Genomic DNA, 26,147 nt, shown 5'->3' on the forward strand with positions numbered 1-26,147 from the left:
CGGATCGTCGGATCCGGCCGATAATGTTCCGTCAAATGCCTCGGCTCTTGTCGGGGTTTCGGTGTTTTCCGCTCGCGGCGATTTCGCCCCGGCTCACCGAACCCGCAAAGCCGCGGCGAGATCCTGAGCCATCGCGTCGAGCGCCCGGCTCTGGGCGCTCGCCAATCCGGCGTAATCCTTCCCCGCCGCGGGGATCGTCAGACGGGTATGTCCGTGGCGGGCAGCCCCTTCATCGTTCGCTTTGATCGTCCACAGCGCATCGAGAACGACTCTGTCTCCGGGGATGAGTTCGAAGCGGGAAATGTCCGCCTGAATCCGCACGTCCGGATCGAGCGAGGCCGATTGGGCGTAAGCGGCTATCGTCGCATTTCCGAGCAGGCGGGAGAGGCGAGCGGCCAATGCACCGGTGATTTCGTCCTTCAACGGCGCCGCCCAGCGGTGTTGCTCCAGAACCTCGACCTCGTGCTCGCTCTTGGTGACGACCCACTGCGGTTGATCCAGGGCGGCCGGGATCGTCACCGGCCCGACCACGATCACTTCGGCGCCGTCGCCGACCGTGCCGCGTGCCGAAGCCGGATCGTCCGTCGGCATCAGCGTGTAGAATCGCGCCGGCGCGGAGCCTCCGCACCCGGTGCACAGGCCGATCAACAAGATCATCGATAGAAAACGGATCATGGCTGTTTCTCTTTACCCATAAGGAGTGATTCCGGGTGGCGCTCCAGGTAGTCCATCAGCACGCGCAGCGACTGGGCCGCCCGCGAAACCTCGTTCAACGCATCGCGCGCGCCGTGATGCAGGGGTCCGTCCGTAGCGAGCGTTTTCTGCGCCTCGGTCAGCGTGCGCCTGGCGTCGATGATCGTAGTTTTCATCTCCGGCACCAGCTCGCGGTTCAGATTGGAGGTCAGTCGCTCCATGCTGCGCAGCGTCTGGTTCAGAGAATTCATGGTTTGCCGCAGCTCGGCGACGATCTGGTCGAGCGGCAGTTTGTCCAGCTTTTTCACGATGTGCTCGGCGCTATCCGACAGCGACTGCAAGGTGCCCGGCATGGTCGGAAATTCAGGCGGATTCTGGGTCCAGTCCAGATGCGCCGGCGATGCGGACGGGAAAAAATCGAGCGCGACATAGAGCTGTCCCGCGATCAGATTTCCGGTGCGCAATTGGGCGCGAAGTCCTTTCTCTACCATCCGGCTCAGTTGTTTCTCCACGGCCTCGCGCGAGGTGGCGATGCGCTCGCCATTTCGGTTTCGTATGATCCCGCCCCAGCTCAGGCCGACGTCGACGGCGATGCGGAAGCGGTGGTCCCGCGCGTCCCATTCGCCGCGGATTCCGGTGACCTCCCCGGCGGGCAAGCCTCTGAAATCGAGCGGCGCGCCAACCGAAAGCCCGCGTATCGATTCGTCGAAATAAAGAACCATCGTGCGTCGCTCGGTTTTGGGCGGCGCAAAGGCCGCGGTCCGGTTGGCATAGAGCGTGAATGCCGCGTTCTCCGCGGCCGGCTCGGGTTTTTCGTTGCCGGGCGACGAGGAAAATGCGACCCCGCCGAGCATGATGGTCATCAACGATTCCGTATCGAGCTTGACGCCGTTGGCGTCGAGCGTCAGATCGACGCCGCTGGCGTGCCAAAAACGGGTGCCGCCGGTCACGAAGCGGTCGTAGGGCGTTTCCACGAACACTTGCAGGGTCACGCCGGTTCCCGCGGGATCCATTTCGAATCCCAACACCTTGCCCACGGCGATGTGCCTGAAATAGATGGGCGATCCCACGTCCAGCGAGCCCAAATCCTCGCCCTTGAGGACGAAGCGACGGCCTTGCAGATCGGAGGTCAGGATCGGCGGTACGTCCAGACCGTGAAACTCGTATTTCCGCTCGCTGGAACCGCCCACGTCCATGCCGATGTAGGAACCGGAAAGCAACGTACTCAAACCCGAAATATTGCCGGCGACCACGCGCGGACGCACGATCCAGAACCGGGTATCGTCGACCAGCCAGCTCTCGGTTCCGTCTCGCATCTCGACGCTGACGATGACGCTGGCCCTATCCTCGCTCAGCGCGACGTCGGCGACTTTGCCGACCTCGACGTCCCGATACTTGACGGGCGTTTTGCCCGGCTCCAGGCCTTCGGCGCTCTTGAAAACCAGCGTGATCACGGGGCCTCGTTCCGAGATGGCTTTCCAGGCCAGCCAGGCGCCGATCAACGCCGCAACCAGCGGTATCACCCAGACCACCGAAAAAGCGAAGCGGCTCGGCGGCGCCACGGACGCCTCCGGCAAGGAAGCGTTCGGGGCTGGATTCGGCTTATTTTTCCAATCGTTGTTTTGCATGGACATTTTCTTGAATGGGATCCCATATCAGACGCGGGTCGAAACTCATGGCGGCGATCATGGTGAGCACCACGACGGCGCCGAAGGCAATCGCGCCCGGGCCGGCTTCGACCGCGGCGAGCGGGCGCACGTCCAGCAGAGCCACCAGCATGGTGACGACAAAAATGTCCACCATCGACCAGCGCCCGACCTTTTCGGTCAGCCGATACAACCGGGTACGGTCCAGCGGCCGCCAGCGCGACCGGGCCTGCACCGTCGTCAAGAGCAAAGTCAGCGCCATGAGCTTCAGCAGCGGCACCATGACGCTGGCAAAGAACACCAGCAGCGCCAGCGGCCACGATCCCGACAGCCACAGATACACGATCCCGCTCATGATCGTGTCGGCCTGAGCCCCGACGATCGACGAGGTGGACATGACCGGCAACACGTTGGCCGGAACATATAAAATCAAGGCGGCGATCAGGAGGGCCCAGCACCGGCTGACGCTGTTCGGCTTTCTGGCGTGGAGCGCGCTGCCGCACCGCGGGCAGTGTTGCTCCGCGCCCTCCGCCGAGCGAAAAGAGAGCAGTCCGCAGGCATGACAGCTCAAGTGACCCGCCCCGGAACGTCGCGGCGCGGCAGCGGAATGGCGGCGCCCCAGCCGCGTCCAAATCTCTTCGCTGTCCAGCGAGGCCACGGTTCCCGCCATGGCGAAAATAAAAGTGCCGAACAGCCACAGCGACCAGCCCGGGTGAATGCTTGCCATATGGGCGAGTTTGGCCAAGGAGACGAGGACCCCCAGCATGAAGACTTCCACCATGCCCCACGGGCGCAGCGCCTGAATCAGCCTGAAAACGGCGGCCTGACCGCGCAGCTTTCTATTGAACTTCAGCGGCAGTAACACGTACAGCAAGCCCGACAGTTCCATGGCCGGCACGATGATCGTGGTGAACAGAACCAGCCCGGCCATCACGCCCATGCCCTGCTTCTGCAATTCGAGCACCGCGCCCAGCAGAGTCGCTTCGGTGTGCTTGCCCTGAATGGCGAGACTGAGAATGGGAAACAGATTGGCGACGCAAAACAAAATGAATGCCGCGATGCCGAAAGCCAATGTCCGATCGAGCGTGTCGCCGGGTGAACGGTACAGCAGCGCGCCGCAGCGGCGGCAGCGCGCGCTTTGCCCCGGCGCGAGCGGGACTTTGCGTTGCAGAAGATCGCATTCGTGGCAGGCGCAGAGGTTCTCTAAATCGTTGAAGGCAGTGACGGCCGGCATGGTGTCGCGACGGGAAGATAGGTTGAAAACGGCGGCATTCCGCGCGCGCAGGCCGGCCGTCCGAGTCGGTTCCCGCAGGGGAAACGCCTGCGCCGAAGCCTGAACGGCAGCAGGAAACAAGGCATTTTCGACAAGTGGCCGGAAAAGTCGGCAGGTCTTACAAGCAAGGGTCGGCAGATAAAGCGCAGCTTCGTCGGGTTCGATATCTTGGCACAGGAATGCCGCGTTGTCGAAGGAACGGCCCGGCTCCGGCGCCGTGCAACTCTCTTTCCGGAGATCAGTCTCATATCCTAAGGCAAGCCCGGCAGGAGGATCACATGTCGGTACGGAGCGCATCGGCGGAATGGGAAGGCAATCTCCCGCAAGGCAAAGGAACCCTGCGGCTGGGCAGCGGCGCCTTCGCCGGAAATTATTCGTTCGCCTCCAGGTTCCAGGAGGGACAGGGCACAAATCCCGAAGAACTCATCGGTGCGGCTCACGCAGGATGTTTCTCCATGGCGCTGGCGCACGGCCTGGCGCAATCGGGACACGCGCCCCGTCGCATCTCGACCGCGACGAAAGTGCATCTCGAAAAAGTGGGCGAAGGATTCAAAATAACCACGATAGAGCTGGAGACCGAAGGCGAAGTTCCCGGGATAGACCCGGCAACGTTCCAATCCTTCGCCGACGAGGCGAAACGCAACTGCCCGGTCTCGCAACTTCTCGGCGGCGCTGAAATCAAGCTTCGGGCCAGACTCGTCTAGCGCAGAGCCGTCGTTCGCCCTCATCCGGCATGGCATAATCCGTTCGAGCCCAGGGTCCGAAACGGATCAGGGTGGCGCAGGACAACGATTTGTCTCAATGCTCCGGGAGAAAAACCGATATGCCACACTACAATTACCTCATCATCGGCGGCGGAATGACGGCAGACGCCGCGATCCGCGGCATTCGCGAGATCGATACGCATGGTACGGTGGGATTGATCGGCGCGGAAGCGCACCCTCCCTACGACCGCCCTCCTCTCTCCAAGGGACTCTGGAAGGGAAAACCCGTTGACCGCATCTGGCGAAAAACCTCGGAACGGAATGTCGATCTGCACCTCGGCCGGACCGCCACCGCTCTGGATTTGGCGGCCAAACGCCTCGATGACGATAAAGGCGCCTCCTACACCTTCGATAAATTGTTGCTGGCGACGGGCGGCACTCCGCGGCGCCTCCCGTTCGGCGGAGACGACGTCATTTATTTCCGCACCCTGGACGACTATCAGCGGCTTCACGCGCTGAGCCGGGACAAACAGCGTTTTGCCGTCATCGGCGGCGGATTCATCGGCTCCGAAATCGCCGCGGCTTTGGCGATGAACGGCAAAGAAGTAGTCATGGTCTTTCCCGACGAAGGGATAGGTGCGCGACTGTTCCCTCGGGATCTCAGCCTATTCTTGAACGATTACTACCGGCAGCAGGGCGTCGAGGTATTGCCCGGACAACAGGTCACCGATCTTCAACGGGCGGAAACCGGCTTCGTCCTGACCGTCCGCGATGCGAAAACGGCCGGCGAGAGAGCGATTCCGGCGGATGCCGTGGTGGCCGGAATCGGCCTGGCGCCGAACACCGGGCTTGCCGAAAGCGCCGGGCTCGCGGTGGACAACGGCATCGTGGTGAACGAGTTCCTGCAAGCGCGCTCGCCGGACGTCTATGCGGCCGGGGACATCGCCAATTTCTACAATCCGGCTCTGGACAGGCGGTTGCGGGTCGAGCACGAAGACAACGCCAACAGCATGGGCAAGCGCGCCGGTCTCAACATGGCCGGCGAAAGCGAACCTTACCATCACCTTCCGTTTTTCTACTCCGACCTGTTCGATCTGGGATACGAAGCGGTCGGAGAGACGGACTCCCGCCTGGAAACGGTAGCCGATTGGTCGGAACCTAACCGGAAAGGCGTCGTCTATTACCTGCGTGACGGCCGGGTCAGAGGCGTGCTGTTATGGAACGTATGGGAACGGGTCGACGCGGCCCGCGAACTGATCGCCCGGCCAGGGCCGATCGACCCCCGGGATTTCAAGGGACGGCTTTAGCCGGAGAGACCCTTCGGGTCGAGCCCGGCGGACGATCTCGATTGGATTTCCCCAGGAGAATGCGATGGACAGCCTCTTCAAATTGGCCGAGCACGGCCAAAGCTATTGGATCGACGATCTCACGCGGCGCATGATTTCGAGCGGCGAACTCGAATGCCGCGTCCGCCGGGAAGGATTGCGCGGGCTGACCTCGAACCCGCAGACTTTTCAGAAAGCCATCGCCGGGACCGGCGATTACGACCGGCAAATCGAAGACATCGTCGGAAGTCATCCCGCCTGCCCCGGCGTTCACGAGATCTACGAAGCCCTGGTGACCACCGACCTCCGAAACGCCTGCGACATCCTGCGTCCGGTGTACGACGAAACGGGCGGACGGGACGGCTACGCCAGCCTCGAGGTGTCTCCGCACATCGCCCATTACACGGAGGCTTCGATCGAACGGGCGCGGCGTTTGGCGCGAACTGTCGACCGCCCCAATCTGTTCATCAAAATTCCGGGCACCCTCGCCGGCCTGCCGGCGATCGAACAGCTGCTGTTCGAGGGCATCAACGTCAACATCACCCTGCTCTTTTCCGTCGAGCGCTACGAAGCCGTCGCCGAGGCCTACCTCCGAGCGCTCGAACGGCGGCGCGAGGCGGGCCTGCCGCTGGAAAACGTCGCTTCCGTAGCCAGCTTTTTTCTGAGCCGGATCGACGTATTGGTGGACCGGCTTTTAAACCAACGGATCACCTCCGAGATTGCGAAAGACCTTCAGCCGGACCCGAGAAGACTGCTGGGGAAAACGGCCGTAGCCAACGCTAAGCTGGCTTACCGGAGCTTCAAGCGGATCGTCGAGAGCGCCCGCTGGAAAGCCCTGGAAGACAAGGGCGCGCACATGCAGCGCATGCTCTGGGCGAGCACCGGCACGAAAAATCCGGATTATTCCGACGTGATGTACGTGGAGCCGCTGATCGGACCGCACACGGTCAACACCATGCCGGAAGCGACCATCAAGGCGTTTGCCGACCACGGCGCGGTGCGCGACACGATCGAGGAAGATCTGGACGGGTCCCGCCGAGTGATGGACGATCTGGCGAAGCTCGGAATCGATTTCGGCCTGGTTGCCGCCCAGCTCGAAAACGAAGGCGTTCAGAAATTCATCGAGCCGTACGATGCCCTGCTGGACAGCCTGGCGGACAAGTGCCAGAAATATTCGAACCGGCGCGGCATCGCCCCATTACGGGAAGTGGCGCGCCAACTGCGGCGGGAAATCATTACCATGACGACCGAGGCGGGATCGGGACATCCGACGTCGAGCCTGTCCTGCGCCGATATCGTCGCCGCCCTCTTCTTCCACGAAATGCGCTGGGATCCCAAGGACCCGAAAGCCCGCAACGTCGATTCGTTCGTTCTGTCCAAAGGCCACGCGGCGCCGGTCTTGTGGGCCGCCCTGCACGAAGCCGGCGCGAGTCGCGAGAACCTCAATTCGCTGCGCAAGATCGACAGCGTCTTCGAGGGACATCCGACCCCGAACAACCCCTGGGTCAAAGTGGCGACCGGTTCTCTGGGACAGGGGCTGTCCGCCGCCAATGGGATCGCGCTGGCCGACCGGCTCGACGGCATCCCCGCTCGGGTCTACTGCCTCCTGGGGGATGGCGAATGCTCCGAAGGCTCGGTATGGGAAGCCGCGCAGTTCGCCTCCCTCAACAAGCTGTCGAACCTGGTCGCGATCGTCGACGTCAACGGCCTGGGACAATCCGCGCCCGCACCTTACGACCATCACACGAGCGTGTTCGCCCGCCGGTTTCAGTCGTTTGGATGGGCGACCATCGAAATCGACGGCCACGACATGGAAGCCATTCTCGATGCGCTCTATCGCGCCCGGAAAGGCGGCCCGACGGCGATCATCGCCCAGACCGAAAAAGGCCGGGGCGTTTCCTTCCTGGAGGGCGCCCACGGCTGGCACGGCAAGGCGCTGGATCGGGAGCAGTCGGAGCGGGCCCTCAAGGAGCTGGGCGAAACCGATTTTCACATGACCGTCGAGCCGCGCCGGCTGTCCGAGATCCGGCGCCCCGAGCCCGAACCGGCGCCGCCCCTCGAGGTCGGCTATGAGCCGGGCGAAAAAGTCGCGACGCGCAAGGGATTCGGCGATGCCCTCAAGAAGCTCGGCGGGTTCATGCCGGGACTCGTGGTGCTCGACGGCGACGTGAACAACTCGACGTACACCGAATATTTCGCCAGGACCTATCCCAAGCGCTTTTTCCAAGGCTACATCGCCGAACAGAACATGACCGGAACCGCGCTCGGCCTGGCCGTCTCCGGCAAGATTCCGGTGGCCGCCACTTTCGCCTGTTTTCTCTCGCGAGCTTACGACTTCATCCGCATGGCCGGCCACAGCCGTCCGCCGCACCTCGTTTTCTGCGGCAGCCATGCCGGCGTGTCGGTCGGCGAGGACGGCCCTTCGCAGATGGGGCTGGAGGATTTGGCCATGTTCCGGGCCCTGGCCGACAGCACCGTGCTCTATCCAAGCGACGCCGTCAGCGCCGAACGCCTCACCGAACGGGCGGTAAACACGCCGGGCATCGTCTATCTCCGCACCACCCGGCCGGCAACCCCGGTCATCTATTCCGGCGACGAAGCCTTTCCGGTCGGCGGCAGCAAGGTCTTGCGTTCGGGCGAACACGACGAATTCACGGTAGTGGCGGCCGGGATTACCGTACACGAGGCGCTCGCCGCCTACGACAGCCTGAAGCAACGGGGAATCGCGGTGCGGGTCGTCGACGCCTATTCAGTCAAGCCGCTCGACGTCGCGACCCTGGAGCGGGCGGCGCACGAAACCGGCGGCGTCGTGGTCGTGGAAGACCATTGGCGCGACGGAGGACTCGGCGACGCCGTCGCGGCAGCCTTGAATTCATCGGTTCCGATACATCATCTCGCCGTTGCGCGGGAGCCCCGGTCGGGAACGATGGAAGAACTGCTAGACCGCTACGGTATCTCCCGCCAAGCGATCGAACGAAAGATTCTGGAATGCTTGGGCCGTTAGGCTATTTCCGGATCGGGCATCGCCGCCCGAGAGCGATTGCCGGATGGGGTTATCGGCTTGCGGGAGCGGGTTTTAGAGCGTTTTCAATACCGGACGCAGGGACTTTTGTAGGGGCGACTTCAGTCGCCTCCCCACGACCACACACATTCCGCACGGACTGCCGTCAACGCGAGTGCTCTAGCCCGCGATCGAACCGCGGAAAGGAAGCGGACCTAATCTTCCTCGTTCATCAAGTCGAACACCATTTGAACGGATTTCCCCGTCTTGGTGTTGGTGGCCTTGAAGGTGGCGACCTCGTTCTCCACGCCGATGCACTCGATTTCGACCGGCGGGTCGTCGTATTCGCTCTCGGGTATATCCAATTGATCCATGAGCTCCTGGTTCTCTTCCGCAGTCAATTCCATGTTGCCGTCTAGGTCGATGCGCATAGGTCTGTGGGCAAGGGTTGGTCAAAAGACCATTGTACGATGTTCTCCCCGAGAATTCCCGCGGCGATCAGGCGGGTGTGTCGCGATGGTCGATGACGATTTTTCCCCGGGCATGGCCCGATTGGCTTCGAGCATGCGCGAGGCTTAGCTGCGACAGCGGGAACACGCTGTCGATGACGGAACGCAACCGCCCCTGCTCGACCAGCGCGCCCAGGAACCTCAAGTCTTCCCCGTTGGGCTTGAGCATCACGGTCTTGATCCGCTTTTTCGAGAAAAGCCCGAGCAGCAACGATCGGATCATCAGGCCGATCTTGGGCAGAGTGGACACATAAATGCCGTCGGGTTTCAGCAAGTTCCAATAACGGCCGAACGACTCCGAAACCACGGCATCGAAAATCAAATCGAAAGAGCCCGCGGGACCAAATTCCGCGGTCCGGGTATAGTCGATCGCCTCATCCGCGCCGAGTTCGCGCACCCGGGAAACGTTGGCGCCGCTACAGACCGCGGAGACATGCGCCCCGAGCGCCTTGGCGATTTGCACGGCATAGTGTCCGACGCCGCCCGAAGCGCCGACGATGAGCACCCGATAGCCGCTCTGAAGACGGCCGAGATCGCGCAGCGCCTGCAAGGCGGTCATTCCGGCGAGCGGCAAGGCTGCGGCTTCACGCTCGTTCATTTCCTTGGGAATCGGCGCGGCCGATCGTTCGTCAACCACGGCGAACTCGGCAGCCGATCCGCCATTTCGAACGGACAAACAAGCCATCACCCGATCGCCCGGCCGGAATCGGCCGACGTTCGCGCCGGCCTCCACGACTTCGCCGGCGAGATCCAGGCCGGGTATCGACGGAAACCGCACCGGCACGAGAAAGCGCAGACTGCCGTTATGCAGCTTCCAGTCGATCGGATTGACCGAACTGGCGGCCACCTTGACGAGCAACTGATCGGGCGACGGTTTCGGCCGGGGCGCTTCGGCCATTCGCAGCTTCGAAGGATCGCCGTAGCCGGTGTACTGCATCGCTTTCATGTATTACCTCCCGAGTCGATTGACGGCCGCGAAAAACGATAAGCTTGAAGTAAATTTTATTTGAGATCGGACGTCAAAGCAGGCGGAGCCGCACGTTACGGGAGACTCATAATGACGATACGCCACATTCAAATCGACGCGGATACGTTCGAAGCGGTCAGGGCCCATATCCAACGGCAATTCGACACCCTTTCGTGGTGGCCGACGGAAGGTCCGGAACAGGCCAAACAGGAATACCGGATCATGAGCTCCAACCCGGCGCAATTGACGCACTGGTGCGAAAAATGGCTGAACGGCGGGCAATGGCGGCAGTTGGAAAGCGATGTGCGAAAACGGTTGCGGCGCGCCTGACCCGCCGACCGAAGCGCTGTTCGCCTGGATTCGGACGGCGCTGTTTCAACCGCCGGACCCAGGACGCGCTGACCCGCTGTTTCCGTGCGATCTCGGTCGTACTCGGTCCCTCTTCGCTATCCGCCAGCACCCGAACTCTCAGATCCATCGAATACGCCTTCATCGCGGCAACTCCGCAAGCGACTCGTATTCTCCTCACACCTCAAAACCACCGCTAGAGTTCCCAGGGAAATGCTCTAGGCGGAACGAGCCGACGGCTCCCCGCTCTGACCCGGCTTGACGGGCGATACCGATTTCCGTTGCGCCGCGTCGTGCGGCCGGGTTTTGACGAACAGGTCGAAACCCAGCCAGAGCAGCAGCCAGCCCGGCGCTTTTTCGAGCATGAGCCCGTTCCGAAATATCGACCAGAACCCCGCTCCGACGAACGCCAGCGGCAACACGGTCCGAAGATCGACCGGGAGCCCGGCCCAGCGGCTCAGGCGGAGATTTAAATCATCGATCGCTTCGTTCACCGTCAACGTCGCCTTGGGCGGAGCGACCGAAGGCGCGTGCGTCACGTCCTCCACGATGACGTCGAGATCTTGAAGCGCCTTGAGGATTCCGTCCTTGCCGTAGCGGCCGGAATCGTAATGGACGGTGAAACTTCCCGTGATCGGATTCACGTGTATCCGGGAAACGTCCGGTTTCGCTTCCAAAATGCCCTTTATCCGGCTCAGGAGCGCCGGATTACGGCGGGCATGGCGGGTTCTTATCCGCAGCCGTCCCGGAATGGCGCTGATCATCCGCGCCCGACGAGTCTTGCGTGAACTTATAACCACCGTCGCCTCCTGCGTGTTGCCGTCACGATTCAGACCGGAATTCCGAGCGGAGTATCCCGCTGCCGTCAGCCGGTCAGCGGCTTTCTCCCGCGATCGTACCGCCTGAAAAACCATCGCTTGATCGCTTCGACCAGCGCCAGATAAACCGCCACGATCAGCACCAAAATTCCGAACAAATCCAAAGGCGGCTCCGCGAATCCGAAATAACGCCCCAGCGGCGTGAAAGGTAGCCCGGCGGCGATAGCGACCACCGCCAGCGAAGTCATGAACAGCCAGGGATGCGGGCGGCTTTGGAACGGATTGCGCCGGGTGCGGATAACGAAGATGACGAGCACCTGGGTTGCGAGCGACTCGACGAACCAGCCGGTTTGAAACAGCGATTCGTCGGCCTTGAACACGACCAGCAGAAGATAGAAGGTCAGAAAATCGAACAGCGAGCTGACCGGGCCGATCGTCAGCATGAAATTGCGGATGAACGCCATGTCCCAGCGCCGCGGTTCCTTCAGAAACTCCTCGTCCACCTGGTCCATCGGAATCGGCACTTCCGAGGCATCGTAGAGAAAGTTGTTAAGCAAAATCTGGGTCGGCAGCATCGGCAGGAACGGCAGCCACACGGAAGCGCCGGCCATGCTGAACATATTGCCGAAGTTGGAGCTGGTGCCCATCATGATGTACTTCATGATGTTGCCGAAGGTGCGCCGCCCTTCCAGCACGCCGTCGTGCAGCACCCTGAGGTCCTGTTCCAGCAGGATCATGTCGGCGGCTTCCTTGGCCACGTCCACGGCGCTGTCCACGGAAACGCTGACGTCCGCCATGTGCAGCGACGGCGCGTCGTTGATGCCGTCGCCGAGAAACCCCACCACCCGCCCGCGCTGCTTGAGGGCCAGGATGATCCGGGTCTTCTGGTTCGGCGTCACCCGGCAGAACAGATTGTTCTTTTCGACCGCCGCTGCCAGGGCGTGATCGTCCATTATGGCGATCTCGGCTCCCATCAGCACGCCTTTTATCGGTATGCCGAGTTCATGGCAGAGATGCTGGGTGACCCACTCGTTGTCGCCGCTGACGATTTTCACCTCGACGCCGCTTTGCACCAGCCGTGCCAGGGCTTCTCCCGCGCCGGGCTTGGGCGGATCGAGAAACGCGGCAAAACCGGCGAACACCAGTTCGCTCTCGTCGTCCACCATGGCGTGCCGGTGGCTTTTGTCCACTTCCCGAAAGGCGATGCCCAGCACGCGAAATCCTTGCTTACTCAGTCCGGCGAACCGCTCCGCGACCCGACTGCGGGCGGCCCCGTCCAGAGCCTGGACGGTTCCGTGATCGTTGAATAGGAAGGTGGTAGACAGATTCAGAATGTCTTCGGGTGCGCCCTTGACCACGATCAGCCGCCGCACGCCGTCGTCGACCAGCACCGAGACCCGGCGCCGCTCGAAGTCGAAAGGCACTTCGTCGATCTTGATCCAGCCGCGGACATCGATCTCCCCGTGGCGCAGAATCGCCTCGTCCAGGGGACTTCTCAGGCCGGTTTCGAAATGACTGTTGATATAGGCCAGCTCCAACACCCGGCGGCTGTCGCGCCCCTCGGCATCCAGGTGTTTTTCGAGCCGTATGCGCGCCTCGGTCAAGGTGCCTGTCTTGTCCGTGCACAGAACGTCCATGCTGCCGAGGTCATGGATGGCGGCCAGCCGCTTCACGATCACTTTCTTGTCCGCCATGCGCAGGGCGCCGCGGGACAGAGTCACCGACACCACCATGGGCAGTAACTCGGGCGTCAGCCCCACGGCCAGCGCGATGGCGAACAGGAAGGTGTCGAGCCAGGGCCGATGGAAAAACGTATTGACGAAGAGGACGAACAGCACCAGCAGAAAGGTGATGCGCATCAGCAGCAGCCCGAACTGGCGCGTGCCGTATTCGAAAGCCGTGGGCGGCGGCTTCCGGTCGAGCGATTCCGCGATCCGGCCGAGAAAGGTCGCCATCCCGGTGCGGCAGACCAGAACGCGCGCCGTGCCGCTGATGACCGAAGACCCCATGAACACCGCATGTACGGCCGACTCCGGATCGCTCCCGGCCGGCGACTCTCCGGCGCTCTTCTCGACCGGATAGGGCTCTCCCGTGAGTTGCGCCTGGCCGACGAAAAAATCGCGCGCCTCCAGAACCCAGCCGTCGGCGGGCACCCGGTCGCCGGCCGACAAAAGCACGACGTCGCCCGGCACCACGGCCGCAACCGGAACATCGGTCGGAGTGCCGTCCCGGATCGCCCGGGCGGTGTTCGAAATCGAATCCCGAAGCCGTTCCGCCGCACGGCCGGCGCGATATTCCTGAACGAAGTCCAGGGTGACGCTGGCCAGCACCATCACGCAAATGATGACGAAGCTGGTTTCCTCGTGAACGAAGGCCGAAACCGCGGCGGCGGCGATCAGCAGCAACACCAAGGGGTTCTGGAACCGGCTCAGGAAAGCCGCGACCGCCCGTCGACAGGCATGGTTCCTCAGCGCATTCGGCCCATGCCGCTTCAATCGCCGTTCCGCTTCGGCCCGTTCCAGCCCGGCCCGGCTCGCATTCAGCCGGGAAAAGAGTTCCGGGAGGGATTGACCGAGGAAATCGGCTGGGGTCCGCACGGTTTCGGGGCGTTTTCGAATGCGCATAGGGAAGTTTTGCTGCAAAGGGAAATATCGAGGTCCCGGCGTTTCGCTCCCGGCATCGAGAATATTACTTATAGTGCGCCGGATTTCCATGATGCACTATTTGAATATCTGGAGGGCACCTCGAAAAATCTGCCCCGTTCAGGCTTCGACAGGATCGGCACGAATTGCCCATTCGCCCCGGTCTCGAATGGGGTCGCGGCGTTCTTGAACGGCTTCCCGGGAAGCTTTGGCCGATTCGTTCGTCATCGACCGTCCGGATACTCAGCCGTAAACGGAGTTGCGCGCTTGTGGGTCAAATCTTCCGACCGAGAGCCAACAGCTTTGCAAGGATCGCTCTGTCAGGGCTGCTTCTTCTCGTGGTTTTGCCTTTCGGCATCGGTTTCGCCCTGGTCCGCTCGCCCTATTCGACCGGGGTCGGCGACATTCCGCGCCAGCCCGTGCCCTTCAGCCACGAGCATCACGTCAGCGGCCTCGGGCTCGACTGCCGCTATTGCCATACCGCGGTGGAGCGCTCGTCCTTCGCCGGCATCCCGCCCACGGAAACCTGCATGACCTGCCACTCCCGACTATGGACCAACGCCGCCGTGCTGGAACCGGTGCGGGAAAGCTGGCGGACCGGCAAGCCTCTGCGCTGGACCCGAGTCTACGATCTCCCCGACTTCGTCTATTTCAACCACGGCATTCACGTCAGCCACGGCATCGGCTGCACCACCTGCCACGGGCCGATCGGACGGATGCCGCTCACCCGGCAAGCCGCGACGCTGTTCATGTCCTGGTGTCTCGATTGCCACCGCGCGCCCGAGAAATACGTCCGGCCGCGGGAGCGCGTGTTCGATCCCGACTGGACGCCGCCCAAAGATCAGTTGGCTCAGGGCCGGGAACTGGTGCGCGAGTACCGGATCCGGGTCGGCAAACTGACCGATTGTTACGTGTGCCACCGATGAGCGAGAAAACGCCCGGTATCGGCGATGAGTTTGCGGCGCTAAGCGCGCGGCTGAAACCGGATGACGGCCGCCCGCTGTGGCGCAGCCTGGAAGAATTGGCCGATACGTCGGCTTTCCGCGAATTTGCCGACCGGGAATTTCCCGGATGGGCCGATCCGTGGCTGCCGCCGGTCAAGCGCCGCCGATGGCTCCAGTTGATGGCGGCTTCGCTGGCCTTCGGCGGACTCGGCGGTTGCGGGCGGCCGCCGCGGGAAGAGATCGTGCCTTATGTCCGGGCGCCCGAACGGCTGGTCCCCGGCAAACCGCTTTATTTCGCGACGGCTCTGACCCACGCCGGATTCGCCCAGGGCGTGGTCGTCGAAAGTCACATGGGCCGCCCTACCAAGGTCGAAGGCAATCCGCAGCATCCGGCCAGCCTCGGCGCGACCGACGTTTACGCCCAGGCGGCGGTGCTGGGCCTTTACGATCCGGACCGCTCGCAAACCGTGACCAACGGCGGACAAATCAGCGACTGGCAGGCTTTCGTCGGCTACCTGGCAGCCCAAAGAGACCGATGGGCGGCGAACGGCGGCGCCGGTCTCCGCATCCTCACAGAAACCTTCACGTCCCCGACGCTCGCCCGGCAGTTGAGCGATTTCCTGCGCATGTACCCCGAGGCACGCTGGCACCAATACGATCCGGTCGACCGCGGCAACGTTCAGGAAGGCGCGCGGCTGGCCTTCGGGCAAAAGCTGGACACCTTGTACCGCTTCGACCGGGCTGCGGTGATCCTGTCGCTGGACAGCGATTTTCTGACCGATACCCCGGCCCGCACCCGCTATGGCCACGACTTTATAGCAGGGCGGCGCGGCAACGGCGCCATGAACCGCCTCTATGCGCTGGAATCCACGCCGACCCTGGCCGGAGCCATGGCGGACCATCGCTTGCCGGTGCAAGCGGGGCGCATGGAGACCGCGGCGCGGGCGCTGGCCGCCAGGCTGGGCCTCGCGGACGCTCCGCGTAGCGAAGATCTGCCGGTGCCGGAACGGTGGCTCGACGGCGTCGTCCGCGATTTGTCGGATCATCGCGGTTCCGGCATCGTGACCGCCGGGGAACATCTGTCGCCGGCCGTGCACGCCCTGGTTCAGGCGATCAATCAGCAGCTCGGAAATTTCGGCCGGAGCGTGCTCCATATCGACCCCGTGACCTCGACGCCCGGCGATCTCGGGAGATCGCTCCCGGCCCTGTCGGACGACATTCTTGCCGGAGCCGTACAAACCCTTGTCATTCTCGGCGGCAATCCGGCATACGCCGCGCCCGCCGACCTCGAGTTCGAGCGGATCTTGCGCCTGGTGCCGCTACGCATCCATTGGGGCCTGTACGCCGACGAAACCGCCGAACTCTGCCACTGGCATATCCCGGCGCTGCACGAGCTCGAAAGCTGGAGCGACGCCCAAGCCTACGACGGCACGGTTTCTCTGATACAGCCGCTGATCGCGCCGCTCTACGGCGGCCGCTCGGCGCACGAACTGATGGCGCTGCTGATGGGGCAGACCGGGCCATCGGACCGCGACCTGGTGCAGGCCTATTGGCGCAGCCGTCACGGCGACCCCGATTTCGACATGTTCTGGAAGAAAGCCCTGCGCGACGGCGTGGTCCCCGACACCGCCGCGGCGCCGAAAACCGTCGCGGCCCGCGGCGATTTGGCGAAATCGCTGCTGCCGCCGCGCGAAGCGTCCGTTTCGACGCTCGAAATCCGATTCCGGCCCGATCCCTGCGTCTGGGACGGCCGCTACGCCAATAACGGCTGGCTTCAGGAGCTGCCGAAACCCTTGACCAAACTGACCTGGGAAAACGCCGTGCTGCTCGGCCCAGGAACGGCGAAGCGGTTGAATCTCGGGAACGGCGATCTAGCGGAACTCAATTACCGGGAGCGCCGCTTGACGGCCCCGGTCTGGATCGTGCCCGGGCATGCCGGCGACTCCGCTACCCTTTATCTCGGCTACGGACGCGGCCGGGCTGGAAACGTCGGCAATCACACCGGCTTCGATGCCTATCGACTCCGCGCTTCCGACGCGCCCTGGTTCGATTACGGCCTCGTCATCCGCAAAGCGGCACGGCCGCACCTGCTGTCGTCGACGGACAGCGTCGGATTGGCCGCGACCCAGCACCATCACGCGCTGGGCGGGCGCGACTTGGTGAAAGTGCTGACGCCGAAGACGCTTTCGTCGGCCGGCGCGCCGCATCCCGAGCATAAGGCATCGCTGCATCCCGAATACCGCTACGAAGGCTACGCCTGGGCCATGGCGATCGACCTGAACGCCTGCATCGGCTGCAATGCCTGCGTCGTCGCTTGCCAGGCCGAAAACAACGTGCCCATCGTCGGCAAGGAGGAAGTCCTACGCGGACGGGAAATGCACTGGCTCAGGGTCGACCGGTATTACGCCGGGGCGCCCGACAATCCCGCAACCTATTTCCAGCCGGTTCCCTGCATGCATTGCGAGAGGGCCCCGTGCGAGCCGGTCTGTCCGGTGCAGGCGTCGATCCACGATTCCGAAGGGCTCAACAACCAGGTCTACAACCGCTGCGTCGGCACCCGCTTCTGCCAGTCCAACTGTCCCTACAAGGTTCGCCGCTTCAACTTCTTCGGCTACGCGGAAGCGGCCGAAACCAACGAGGGCGCGCCCAGCGTCCGAGCGGTACGGAACCCGAACGTCACCGTCCGCAGCCGCGGCGTGATGGAAAAGTGTACCTACTGCGTGCAGCGCATCAGCGCGGCGCGGATCGAGGCGGAAGAAGAAAACCGCCGCATCCGCGACGGCGAAGTGCGGACCGCCTGCCAGGCGGCATGCCCGACCCGGGCCATCGTCTTCGGCGATCTGAACGCGCCTGACAGCCGGGTCGCCGCGCTCCGGGCCGAGCCGCGCCATTATGTCTTGCTGGCGGAGCTGAACACCCAGCCGCGCACCACTTACCTCGCGCGGCTGCGCAATCCCAATCCGGAGCTGGACGATGAACCGGAACGCTGAGCGGCAGACGACCCCGGACCGCGAGCCTGTTCTGCGCCCGGATCAGGATTACGCCTCCATCAGCCGGGAAATCGGCGAAATCGTGTTGCGGCCCGCGAGTCGAGGTTGGTGGCTGGGCTTTGGCCTGAGCGGCTTGGGCGTTCTGATCTTTCTCGTCGCCGCCGGCTATCTGTTCTCGGCCGGAATCGGCATCTGGGGCGTCAACACCACCGTCGTCTGGGGCTTCGCCATCATCAATTACGTCTGGTGGATCGGCATCGGCAACGCCGGAACCCTGATTTCGGCCATGCTGTACCTGACCCGCCAGCCCTGGCGCACCTCGATCAACCGGTTCGCCGAAGCGATGACCATCTTCGCGGCCTCCATCGCCGGCCTGTTTCCCATCATGCATCTGGGGCGGCCCGAGCTGTTCTACTGGCTGGCGCCCTATCCCAGCGTCATGGGCGTGTGGCCTCAGTTCCGCAGTCCCCTGGTCTGGGACATGTTCGCCATCGCCACCTACATCATCGTCTCGGTCCTGTTCTGGTACACCGGACTCATCCCCGATCTGGCCACCCTGCGCGATCGCGCCCGGAGCCGCGCCGCGCAACTCGCTTACGGCGCCCTGGCCTTGGGCTGGCGCGGGTCGGCGGCGCACTGGAAGCACTACGAGAGAGTCTACGTCATCCTGGCGGCGCTGGCCGTGCCGCTGGTGGTTTCGGTGCACAGCGTGGTCGGCTACGACTTTGCGACCGCGCTCATGCCCGGCTGGCGCTCGACCATCTTCGCGCCTTATTTCGTGGTCGGCGCGATGTTTTCCGGCTTCGCCACGGTCATCCTCATCACCGTCGCCCTGCGCGCGGCCTTCGGGCTGCACGCCTTCGTCACCCTGCGCCATCTCGAGGCCATGACGAAAATCCTGCTCGCGGCCTCGCTGATCATGGGCTATTCGTACGGCCTGGAAGCGTTCATGGCCTGGTACGGCAGCGACGCGGACGAATGGCGCCAAACCGTCACGACTGCGACCGGTCCCTACGCGCCCGCCTATTGGAGCATGCTGTTCTGCAACGTGGCGGCGCCGCAACTGTGCTGGTCGGCGCGGGTCCGGCGCAGCATACCGGCGCTGCTTCTGGTCGCGGTTCTGGTGAATGTCGGCATGTGGTTGGAGCGTTACGTCATCGTGGTGAACATCCTGAGCCAAGGCTTCATCCCGTCCCAATTCCGGCTGTTTATCCCGACCGTCTGGGACTGGCTCACCCTGCTCGGCAGCTACGCGCTGTTCCTCTGGTTCTTTTTCCTGTTCGTCCGGTTCGTGCCGATGGTGCCCATGCACGAGGTCCGTAAGCTCGCCCATGAAACCGGAGAACGGTCATGAATCCGAATTCCTCGCTGCTGGCCGAATTCGAGACCGCCGAACAACTCCTCAACGCCATAGACCGGACCCGCGCCGCGGGCTACCGCCGCCTCGAAGCCTATGCGCCTTTCGCCGTCCGGGGCCTCGACGAGGCGCTGGATCTACCGGCCACCCGCTTGCCCCGCCGTATGCTGATATTCGGCATCCTGGGCGGCGCCTCGGCCTTTCTGCTGCAAGCCTATCTGGCCGCCGTCGACTATCCGCTCAACGCGGGCGGACGGCCTTATTTCAGCTGGCCGCCCTTCACGCTGCTGAGCTTCGAGTTCACCGTGCTGGGCGCCGCTCTGGCAGGCTTCTTCGGAATGCTGGCGCTCAACGGCCTTCCCCGGCCTTACCACCCGATTTTCGACGCAGCGGGCTTCGATCGGGCGAGCCAGGACCGGTTTTTCCTGGTGATCGATTCCGGCGATCCCGAGTTCGAACCGGATTCGGCCCGCCGGTTTCTGGATGCGCTGAATCCGGCCGCCGTCGTCGAGGTGAACCTCGATGCGGGCTGAGCGCCGCTTCCGCCTCTCGATCGTCGCGGGCATTCCGATGTCTTTGGCTCTGATCGGCTGCGAACGGGACATGGCCGATCAGCCCAAATACGAACCGCTGGAAGCCTCGTCTTTTTTTGCCGATGGCCAATCCGCCCGCCCCCTCGTGGCCGGCACCGTGGCGCGCGACGATGTCATCGAGCCCCGCCCCGAACAATCCCCTTTGCCGATGACCGAAGCGGTGCTGAAGCGGGGCCGAGAGCGCTTCGACATCTATTGCGCTCCCTGTCACGGCCGGGCCGGCGACGGACAAGGCATGATTCCCGAACGCGGGTTTCCGAGACCGCCCTCCTACCATACCGAGCGCTTGCGGAACGCGCCCGACAGCCATTTCTACGACGTCATCAGCAACGGATACGGGGTCATGTTTTCCTACGCCAACCGGGTCGCGCCGGAGGACCGCTGGGCCATCGCCGCCTACGTCCGCGCCTTGCAGCTCAGCCAGAACGCGACGCTCGAAGACGTCCGGGATGCGGGACTCGCGGACCCACTGCGGGAGGCGAAATGAACGGGCGTCCGCACCGATCGGGCCGCCTCGTCCTGCTTCTGCTGATAGCCGGGGCGGCCTTGGCCGCCTGCCTGTTGAGGCTGTGGTGGGCGCCGGAGGCTTTTTTCCGCAGTTACCTTCCGGCCTGCCTGTTCTGGATCGGGCTGCCGCTGGGCTCGCTGGCGCTGCTGATGATTCACCGGCTGACCGGCGGCGGATGGGGAGCCTTCATCCGCCCGGTTCTCGAGACCAGCGCAGGCACTCTGCCGGTCAACGCGGTATTGTTCCTGCCTCTGGCGTTCGGGCTGGCACGCCTTTATGTCTGGGCAAAGCCCGGCTGGCCGGCGCCCGCCGTGTCCGGAGGACAGGCGGCGTATTTGCGACCGGGTTCCTTTCTGATCCGCGAAGCGGCGGTTTTCCTGCTCTGGCTCGGCCTGGCGGCGGCTCTGGCGTATCGGCGCGGCCGCCCCGCCGATGCCGGCCTCAACCGGCGCAGCGCGCTCGGCCTGATCGTCTACGGCCTGACCGTGACCGTATTCGGCATCGACTGGATCATGTCGCTGGAGCCCCGCTGGACCTCGACCAATTTCGGATTCCTCTCGGCCGTCAATCCCATGCTTGCCGCCCTGGCGTTCGCGGTCATGGCCCGCTGCCTTCTGACGCCGGCCGGCCGCGATACGGTCGGGACCTCGGCGTCGCTGTTCCAGGACCTCGGCGGCTTGCTGCTGGCTTTCGTGCTGCTCTGGAGCTATCTGGCGTTTCAGGAGTACTTGACGGTCTGGTCGGAAAACCTGCCCGACAAGGCGATCTGGTACGTGCAGCGGCTCAACGCCGGCTGGCGGCCGTGGTCCTGGGCGGTGGCAGCGGTTTGCGGCGCCTTGCCGTTCGCCTTGCTGCTGTCCCGACGCCTCAAGCGCAATCCGAAACGCCTGATATGGGCCGCGGCGCTGGTGCTCGCGGGCGACGCGCTTCATGTCTACTGGCTGGTGCTGCCGGGTTTTTATCCGAACCCGCGGCAACTCGGCCTGCTCGATGGCTTGCCGTTCGTCGCAGTGGGCGGATTCTGGCTTTCCGCCTTTCTTTGGACCCTGCCGCGCGCCCTGACGCCATCCGAATCCGAGAGGAGGCTGCATGACGGATCCTGATCGGGATATCCCGCCCATCCCGGCCCCGGAAGCGGGCGAAGCCGACATCGGTACCAAGGCGCTGATCGCCGCTCTGGTCATTTTTGCGGTGACCGTGATCGTCGCCAGCATCGGCGCATGGCTGCTGGTCAAACGCTGGGCCAACGCCGGGCCGACGCCCACCCTGCCCCCTTCGCCGCAGCCCACGGCCAAGGTCGGGCCGCCTCTCCAGATTGCGCCGGCGCTCGACCTTCAGGCGCTGCGGGCGCGGGAGGAACGCCTGCTCCGGAGTACCGAATGGATCGATCGCAGCGCCGGCATCGCCCGCATTCCGGTGGAGGACGCCATGACCTTGATCGCCAGGCGCGGCGGGCCGAAAAACCGGCCGCGCGCGGACCGGCCGGGAGATTGACGCCATGACCGGCGCGGACGCCGTTTCCGATGCTCCGCTGCTGCCGCAGGCTTCCACCCTGGCCGCGCGGGTGGATGCGATGTTCTTTACCCTGGTCGGGGTGGACCTGCTGATGGTGCTGATCCTGAGCGGACTCATCATCGGTTTCGCCGTCCGTTACCGGCGCGGCGCCCGCGTGAACCGCACGACCCGAATCCCGGAAACCAGAACCGAGATGACCTGGAGCATCGCGCTCCTGGCGATATTCCTCGTCATTTTCGTCTGGTCCGCCCACCTTTACGTCACCCAGGAAAGCCCGCCCCGAGACGCTCTGGAGATTCGCGCCGTCGGCAAGCAATGGATGTGGAAATTCGAGCACCGGAACGGACAGCGGGAGATCGACGAACTCCACGTTCCCCTGGGCGTGCCCGTGAAAGTCGTCCTGGCCAGCCAGGACGTGATCCACAGCTTTTTCGTGCCGGCTTTCAGAATCAAGCAGGATGCGGTTCCGGGACGTTACCGGACGGTCTGGTTCACGCCCAGCCGGATCGGCCGTTATCACCTGTTCTGCGCCGAATATTGCGGGCTCGACCATGCCCGCATGCGCGGCGAGGTGGTCGTGATGGAGCCGTCCGAGTACGAGAACTGGCTAGCCGGCGGGATCGGTGCCGAGCCGTTGTCGGCCGAGGGCGAAAAGCTGTTTTCCAGCCTCGGCTGCATCGCCTGCCACGGCGCCGGCAGCACAGTCGCGGCGCCCTCGCTGGCCGGCATTTTCGGGAAACCGGTGCCGCTCGCCGGCGGGCAGACCGCGATCGTCGACGAAACCTACATCCGCGATTCGATCCTGACGCCGAAGAAACAGGTGGTCGCCGGCTACGTGCCGATCATGCCGAGTTTCCAGGGGCGCGTGAACGAGTCCGATCTGACCGCGCTGATCGCGTACATCAAATCCCTGTCCCGGAAGGAAGCCCGCCCATGACGACCGCCGACACCATCAGTCCGCCCGAAAATTATCTCAACTGCGATTACAGCATCCGGTCCTGGCTGACCACCGTCGATCACAAGCGAATCGCCTGGCTTTATCTGGTCTCGATCACGGCGTTCTTTTTCTTCGGCGGCGCGGCGGCGACGCTGATCCGGCTGGAGTTGGCCACGCCCGCCGGCGACGTGGTCGAAACCGAAACCTACAACCGGCTGTTCAGCCTCCACGGCATCGCGATGGTGTGGTTTTTTCTGGTTCCGTCGATTCCGGCGACGCTCGGCAATTTCCTGATCCCGATGATGATCGGCGCGCGCGATCTGGCGTTTCCGCGTCTGAATCTCCTGAGCTGGTATTTGTACGTCATCGGCGGGATCTTCACCCTCGTCATGGCCATCGCGGGAGGCGTGGATACCGGCTGGACCTTCTACACGCCCTACAGCAGCCTGTTCGCCAACGGTCAAGTGGTGCTCGCGGTGGTCGGCGTGATCATCGTCGGGTTCTCGTCCATCCTGACCGGGCTCAATTTCATCGTCACCACGCACAAGATGCGGGCGCCGGGACTTTACTGGATGCGCCTGCCCCTGTTCGTCTGGGCCAACTACGCCACCGCCGTCATCATGGTTCTGGCCACGCCGGTCCTGGCCATCACCCTGCTCCTGATCGCCCTGGAGCGGGTTTTCGGTATCGGTGTGTTCAACCCGGAGATGGGCGGCGATCCGGTGCTGTTCCAGCATCTCTTCTGGTTTTATTCGCACCCGGCGGTCTACATCATGATCCTGCCGGGCATGGGCGTGGTGAGCGAAATCGTCACCTGCTTCGCCCGAAAACGCATCTTCGGCTACGACGGCATGGCCTTCGCGCTCCTCGCCATCGCGCTGATCGGCTTCCTGGTGTGGGGCCACCATCTGTTCGTGGCCGGCGAATCGGTCTATGCCGGCGTGATTTTTTCGCTACTCAGCTTCATGGTCGCCGTGCCCTCGGGAATCAAGGTGTTCAACTGGACCGCCACGCTCTACAAAGGTTCGGTCTCGTTCGAAACGCCCATGCTCTACGCCTTGGGGTTCGTCGGACTTTTCACCATCGGCGGGCTGACCGGGATCACCGTGGCGGCCACGGCGGTGGACGTGCATGTCCACGACACCTATTTCGTCATCGCCCATTTTCACTACATCATGGTGGGCGGCATGGTGATGGCCTATTTCGGCGGCTTGCATTTCTGGTGGCCCAAGATGACCGGCCGGATGTACCCCGACGCCTGGGGGCGCATCGCCGCGATCACCATCTTCATCGGCTTCAATCTCACCTTTTTCCCGCAGTTCGCGCTCGGCTACCTCGGGATGCCCCGCCGCTATCACACCTATCCGGACGAATTCCAACTGCTCAACGTGCTTTCGTCGGCCGGCGCGCCGATTCTGGCGATCGGCTACCTGATGCCCCTGTTCTACCTTCTGCATTCGCTGAAACGGGGACCCGTCGCAACCTCCAATTCCTGGAACGCCAAGGGCCTGGAATGGCACACCCCGTCGCCGCCGCCCAAACACAATTTCGACCGGCTGCCGGTCGTCACCGAGGAGCCTTATGCCTATGGCTTACCGAAGCGCGATCCCGACGCCGCCTGAACCCGGGACGAAACCCGCTCCGCAGTTCGACAGCCTGCGCCAGCAATACGAGGCGGATACCCTGGGCATATGGGTTTTCCTGGCCTCGGAAATCCTCTTTTTCGGCGGTCTATTCATGACCTACACCGTCTACCGGACGGTATATTCGGATGCCTTCGAGGCGGCCAGCGGCCGTCTCGACCTTCTGCTGGGCGGCATCAATACCGCGATTCTCCTGACCAGCAGCCTGACCATGACCTTGGCCGACGACGCCGTGACGGCGCGGAACCGCAGGGCCCTGATCGGATGGTTGAGCGCAACCGCGCTTCTCGGCGCGGTTTTTCTCGCGATCAAGGGCGTCGAGTATGTTCATGAATTCCGCCAACAACTCGCCCCGGTACTCGGCCGGCCTTTCGAGTTTCCCCAACCTTACGCCGATCAGGCCCGGCTGTTCTTCAACTTCTATTTCGCGCTGACCGGGCTTCACGCCCTGCATCTCTTCATCGGCATCGTGGTGGTGCTGACGATGCTGGCGCTGACGGTCCGCGGGGCTCCGCGGCTCGAAGCCAAAGTGATCGTCGCCGGGCTGTATTGGCATCTGGTGGACTTGATCTGGGTGTTCGTGTTCCCGCTGCTGTATCTGGCCGCCCGTCATGGATGAGAGGACGCGAGCGAATCACCTCGAGGTCTGGCTGGTCCTTTTGGGCCTTCTGGGGCTGAACGTCGGTTTGTCCTTTCTCGACCTGGGCATTTTCAATCCGGTCCTGACGATCGCCATCGCGGCCTTCCAGTCATTCATCATCGTCACTTTCTTCATGTACATGCGGTCGGCCGCGCCGGTGCCGCGGATCGCCGCCGCGACCGGATTTTTCTGGCTGTTTTTGATGTTCGGGCTGACTCTGACCGATTACAAAACCCGTTTCGAGGATATCGCCCTCGGCCGTTTATTGCCCGCACCCGGCTGGGAGTCGCCATCGGTCGGCGCGCTGCCGAATCCCCCGATCGGACCGGGCCGCCCGCCGGCGCCGACGCCCGGCTCCGGAACCTTCGACCCGGCTTCCGGCGAGCCCATTTATGCGTCCGTCTGCATCGTCTGTCACGGCCAGGGTCTCGGCGGCGCGCCGCGCGCGGGGGACAAATCCGCCTGGCTGAGCCGTCTGAAACAAGGCACGGACACTCTGGTCGTCCATGCCGTCGACGGCTATCGAGGCATGCCCGCCAAAGGCGGACATCCCGAATTCGGCGAACAGGATATCCGCAACGCCATCGCCTATATGCTCTACGCCTCCGGCATCGCCTTGCCGCAACGGCCGGACGGCAAGATCGAGCCCGATTAGACGGCCAAGGCTTCTTGGCCCGGCCCGATTCCGGCGCGGGTAACGAGGTTCGGTGGGCCGCCTATCCACAATTCCCGTGGACAACCCTGTGGATAAGTCCGTGGATAGCGCCTGTCGATCTCCGCCACTTATGCCTTTGCGTTCGTCTGACCAAGTTCTTCGCAAACTCGGCCCGCCGTCGATTTTTTTGACATATATCATTGATATTTCTATATTTATTTCTGAAAACACGGAAAATCAACTAGTTACGGAACGATGACGAAATCCGGCCGCCGGCAAATCCGTCTGTCAAGTCTTGACAGTGGATAACTCCGAAAAAAACCAGTCGTGGAGAGCGACTGAAGTCGCCCCTGCGTCCGTATTGAAAACACTGCGGCGAAGCTTCGCTCCGGCTTGCCCGGAGCCGGAGGCGCGCCGAAGCGGGGACGAATCCGGGATG

General features: G+C 63.4%; 22 protein-coding genes. 15 read left to right on the plus strand and 7 right to left on the minus strand.

Annotated elements, in window-relative coordinates; translation table 11 throughout:
• Window positions 1-93 precede the first annotated feature (93 nt).
• From ACWJKU_RS09135 to ACWJKU_RS09145, 3 genes are read right to left on the minus strand one after another with little or no spacing between them, the layout of a single operon-like run.
• On the minus strand, window positions 94-675 hold the full coding sequence (locus ACWJKU_RS09135) for a PqiC family protein (RefSeq protein ID WP_454147896.1): 582 nt from the start codon (window positions 673-675) through the stop codon (window positions 94-96).
• On the minus strand, window positions 672-2,321 hold the full coding sequence (locus ACWJKU_RS09140) for a PqiB family protein (RefSeq protein ID WP_454147898.1): 1,650 nt from the start codon (window positions 2,319-2,321) through the stop codon (window positions 672-674). The genes ACWJKU_RS09135 and ACWJKU_RS09140 overlap by 4 nt, the downstream gene beginning before the upstream one ends.
• Window positions 2,296-3,693: a paraquat-inducible protein A gene (locus ACWJKU_RS09145; protein ID WP_454147900.1), complete on the minus strand. Its 1,398-nt coding sequence runs from the start codon at window positions 3,691-3,693 to the stop codon at window positions 2,296-2,298. The genes ACWJKU_RS09140 and ACWJKU_RS09145 overlap by 26 nt, the downstream gene beginning before the upstream one ends.
• Window positions 3,694-3,890: 197 nt before the next feature.
• On the opposite strand from ACWJKU_RS09145, the gene ACWJKU_RS09150 reads away from it, so the two are divergent.
• The 3 genes from ACWJKU_RS09150 (at window position 3,891) to ACWJKU_RS09160 (ending at window position 8,645) form a co-directional block, all read left to right on the plus strand.
• Window positions 3,891-4,316, plus strand: coding sequence for an OsmC family protein (locus ACWJKU_RS09150; RefSeq protein WP_454147902.1), 426 nt, complete (start codon window positions 3,891-3,893; stop codon window positions 4,314-4,316).
• Window positions 4,317-4,435: 119 nt separating this feature from the next.
• A complete protein-coding gene (locus ACWJKU_RS09155; protein WP_454147906.1) occupies window positions 4,436-5,623 on the plus strand; it encodes an NAD(P)/FAD-dependent oxidoreductase in 1,188 nt (395 codons plus the stop codon).
• Between the two features lie 64 nt (window positions 5,624-5,687).
• Window positions 5,688-8,645: a transketolase gene (locus ACWJKU_RS09160; protein WP_454147908.1), complete on the plus strand. Its 2,958-nt coding sequence runs from the start codon at window positions 5,688-5,690 to the stop codon at window positions 8,643-8,645.
• A 212-nt stretch (window positions 8,646-8,857) separates the two neighbouring features.
• Here the strand turns inward: ACWJKU_RS09160 and ACWJKU_RS09165 are convergent, their stop codons facing one another.
• Window positions 8,858-9,073, minus strand: a complete 216-nt coding sequence (locus tag ACWJKU_RS09165; protein ID WP_454147910.1) for a hypothetical protein — start codon at window positions 9,071-9,073, stop codon at window positions 8,858-8,860.
• 67 nt (window positions 9,074-9,140) lie between these two features.
• A complete protein-coding gene (locus ACWJKU_RS09170) occupies window positions 9,141-10,097 on the minus strand; it encodes an NAD(P)-dependent alcohol dehydrogenase (protein WP_454147912.1) in 957 nt (318 codons plus the stop codon).
• Window positions 10,098-10,208: 111 nt separating this feature from the next.
• Here ACWJKU_RS09170 and ACWJKU_RS09175 point away from each other — a divergent pair, with 111 nt between their 5' ends.
• Window positions 10,209-10,448, plus strand: coding sequence for a hypothetical protein (locus ACWJKU_RS09175; RefSeq protein ID WP_454147914.1), 240 nt, complete (start codon window positions 10,209-10,211; stop codon window positions 10,446-10,448).
• Window positions 10,449-10,684: 236 nt separating this feature from the next.
• Here the strand turns inward: ACWJKU_RS09175 and ACWJKU_RS09180 are convergent, their stop codons facing one another.
• On the minus strand, window positions 10,685-11,266 hold the full coding sequence (locus ACWJKU_RS09180; RefSeq protein ID WP_454147916.1) for an HMA2 domain-containing protein: 582 nt from the start codon (window positions 11,264-11,266) through the stop codon (window positions 10,685-10,687).
• Window positions 11,267-11,331: 65 nt separating this feature from the next.
• Entirely contained in the window at window positions 11,332-13,908 is a 2,577-nt protein-coding gene (mgtA, locus tag ACWJKU_RS09185; RefSeq protein WP_454147918.1) for a magnesium-translocating P-type ATPase, read from the minus strand.
• Between the two features lie 287 nt (window positions 13,909-14,195).
• On the opposite strand from mgtA, the gene ACWJKU_RS09190 reads away from it, so the two are divergent.
• Genes ACWJKU_RS09190 through ACWJKU_RS09240 form a run of 11 tightly spaced genes read left to right on the plus strand, consistent with a single transcriptional unit; the run spans window position 14,196 to window position 25,708 of the window.
• The gene (locus ACWJKU_RS09190; protein WP_454147920.1) at window positions 14,196-14,852 is read left to right on the plus strand and encodes a cytochrome c3 family protein; all 657 of its coding nucleotides are present in this window, start codon (window positions 14,196-14,198) and stop codon (window positions 14,850-14,852) included.
• Window positions 14,849-17,860 (plus strand): TAT-variant-translocated molybdopterin oxidoreductase, encoded by a 3,012-nt coding sequence (locus tag ACWJKU_RS09195; protein WP_454147922.1) that lies wholly within the window; start codon window positions 14,849-14,851, stop codon window positions 17,858-17,860. Before ACWJKU_RS09190 ends, ACWJKU_RS09195 begins: the two co-directional genes overlap by 4 nt.
• On the plus strand, window positions 17,844-19,214 hold the full coding sequence (nrfD, locus tag ACWJKU_RS09200; RefSeq protein WP_454147924.1) for an NrfD/PsrC family molybdoenzyme membrane anchor subunit: 1,371 nt from the start codon (window positions 17,844-17,846) through the stop codon (window positions 19,212-19,214). The genes ACWJKU_RS09195 and nrfD overlap by 17 nt, the downstream gene beginning before the upstream one ends.
• Entirely contained in the window at window positions 19,211-19,750 is a 540-nt protein-coding gene (locus ACWJKU_RS09205; RefSeq protein WP_454147926.1) for a DUF3341 domain-containing protein, read from the plus strand. Before nrfD ends, ACWJKU_RS09205 begins: the two co-directional genes overlap by 4 nt.
• Complete coding sequence (locus ACWJKU_RS09210; protein ID WP_454147928.1) at window positions 19,740-20,297, plus strand: c-type cytochrome; 558 nt, start codon at window positions 19,740-19,742, stop codon at window positions 20,295-20,297. The genes ACWJKU_RS09205 and ACWJKU_RS09210 overlap by 11 nt, the downstream gene beginning before the upstream one ends.
• Entirely contained in the window at window positions 20,294-21,421 is a 1,128-nt protein-coding gene (locus ACWJKU_RS09215) for a hypothetical protein (protein WP_454147930.1), read from the plus strand. The genes ACWJKU_RS09210 and ACWJKU_RS09215 overlap by 4 nt, the downstream gene beginning before the upstream one ends.
• Entirely contained in the window at window positions 21,408-21,812 is a 405-nt protein-coding gene (locus ACWJKU_RS09220) for a hypothetical protein (protein WP_454147932.1), read from the plus strand. Before ACWJKU_RS09215 ends, ACWJKU_RS09220 begins: the two co-directional genes overlap by 14 nt.
• A gap of 4 nt (window positions 21,813-21,816) precedes the next feature.
• Window positions 21,817-22,770, plus strand: a complete 954-nt coding sequence (gene coxB, locus ACWJKU_RS09225) for a cytochrome c oxidase subunit II (RefSeq protein ID WP_454147934.1) — start codon at window positions 21,817-21,819, stop codon at window positions 22,768-22,770.
• Window positions 22,767-24,392, plus strand: a complete 1,626-nt coding sequence (gene ctaD / locus ACWJKU_RS09230) for a cytochrome c oxidase subunit I (protein WP_454147936.1) — start codon at window positions 22,767-22,769, stop codon at window positions 24,390-24,392. Before coxB ends, ctaD begins: the two co-directional genes overlap by 4 nt.
• Window positions 24,358-25,032 carry a cytochrome c oxidase subunit 3 family protein gene (locus ACWJKU_RS09235; RefSeq protein ID WP_454147938.1) on the plus strand — a complete coding sequence of 225 codons (675 nt, stop codon included), beginning with the start codon at window positions 24,358-24,360 and terminating at the stop codon, window positions 25,030-25,032. The genes ctaD and ACWJKU_RS09235 overlap by 35 nt, the downstream gene beginning before the upstream one ends.
• Window positions 25,025-25,708 (plus strand): c-type cytochrome, encoded by a 684-nt coding sequence (locus tag ACWJKU_RS09240; protein WP_454147940.1) that lies wholly within the window; start codon window positions 25,025-25,027, stop codon window positions 25,706-25,708. Before ACWJKU_RS09235 ends, ACWJKU_RS09240 begins: the two co-directional genes overlap by 8 nt.
• Window positions 25,709-26,147: the final 439 nt, after the last annotated feature.

It is taken from the genome of Methylocaldum sp. MU1018 (genome assembly GCF_053646775.1).

Excerpts from the sequence above, each read along its gene's own strand:
- ACWJKU_RS09135 (WP_454147896.1), bottom strand. The coding sequence starts at position 675 with ATGATCCGTTTTCTATCGATGATCTTGTTGATCGGCCTGTGCACCGGG.
- ACWJKU_RS09140 (WP_454147898.1), bottom strand. The coding sequence starts at position 2,321 with ATGCAAAACAACGATTGGAAAAATAAGCCGAATCCAGCCCCGAACGCT.
- ACWJKU_RS09150 (WP_454147902.1), top strand. The coding sequence starts at position 3,891 with ATGTCGGTACGGAGCGCATCGGCGGAATGGGAAGGCAATCTCCCGCAA.
- ACWJKU_RS09155 (WP_454147906.1), top strand. The coding sequence starts at position 4,436 with ATGCCACACTACAATTACCTCATCATCGGCGGCGGAATGACGGCAGAC.
- ACWJKU_RS09160 (WP_454147908.1), top strand. The coding sequence starts at position 5,688 with ATGGACAGCCTCTTCAAATTGGCCGAGCACGGCCAAAGCTATTGGATC.
- ACWJKU_RS09165 (WP_454147910.1), bottom strand. The coding sequence starts at position 9,073 with ATGCGCATCGACCTAGACGGCAACATGGAATTGACTGCGGAAGAGAAC.
- ACWJKU_RS09170 (WP_454147912.1), bottom strand. The coding sequence starts at position 10,097 with ATGAAAGCGATGCAGTACACCGGCTACGGCGATCCTTCGAAGCTGCGA.
- ACWJKU_RS09175 (WP_454147914.1), top strand. The coding sequence starts at position 10,209 with ATGACGATACGCCACATTCAAATCGACGCGGATACGTTCGAAGCGGTC.
- mgtA (WP_454147918.1), bottom strand. The coding sequence starts at position 13,908 with ATGCGCATTCGAAAACGCCCCGAAACCGTGCGGACCCCAGCCGATTTC.
- ACWJKU_RS09195 (WP_454147922.1), top strand. The coding sequence starts at position 14,849 with ATGAGCGAGAAAACGCCCGGTATCGGCGATGAGTTTGCGGCGCTAAGC.
- nrfD (WP_454147924.1), top strand. The coding sequence starts at position 17,844 with ATGAACCGGAACGCTGAGCGGCAGACGACCCCGGACCGCGAGCCTGTT.
- ACWJKU_RS09205 (WP_454147926.1), top strand. The coding sequence starts at position 19,211 with ATGAATCCGAATTCCTCGCTGCTGGCCGAATTCGAGACCGCCGAACAA.
- ACWJKU_RS09210 (WP_454147928.1), top strand. The coding sequence starts at position 19,740 with ATGCGGGCTGAGCGCCGCTTCCGCCTCTCGATCGTCGCGGGCATTCCG.
- ACWJKU_RS09215 (WP_454147930.1), top strand. The coding sequence starts at position 20,294 with ATGAACGGGCGTCCGCACCGATCGGGCCGCCTCGTCCTGCTTCTGCTG.
- ACWJKU_RS09220 (WP_454147932.1), top strand. The coding sequence starts at position 21,408 with ATGACGGATCCTGATCGGGATATCCCGCCCATCCCGGCCCCGGAAGCG.
- coxB (WP_454147934.1), top strand. The coding sequence starts at position 21,817 with ATGACCGGCGCGGACGCCGTTTCCGATGCTCCGCTGCTGCCGCAGGCT.
- ctaD (WP_454147936.1), top strand. The coding sequence starts at position 22,767 with ATGACGACCGCCGACACCATCAGTCCGCCCGAAAATTATCTCAACTGC.
- ACWJKU_RS09235 (WP_454147938.1), top strand. The coding sequence starts at position 24,358 with ATGGCTTACCGAAGCGCGATCCCGACGCCGCCTGAACCCGGGACGAAA.
- ACWJKU_RS09240 (WP_454147940.1), top strand. The coding sequence starts at position 25,025 with ATGGATGAGAGGACGCGAGCGAATCACCTCGAGGTCTGGCTGGTCCTT.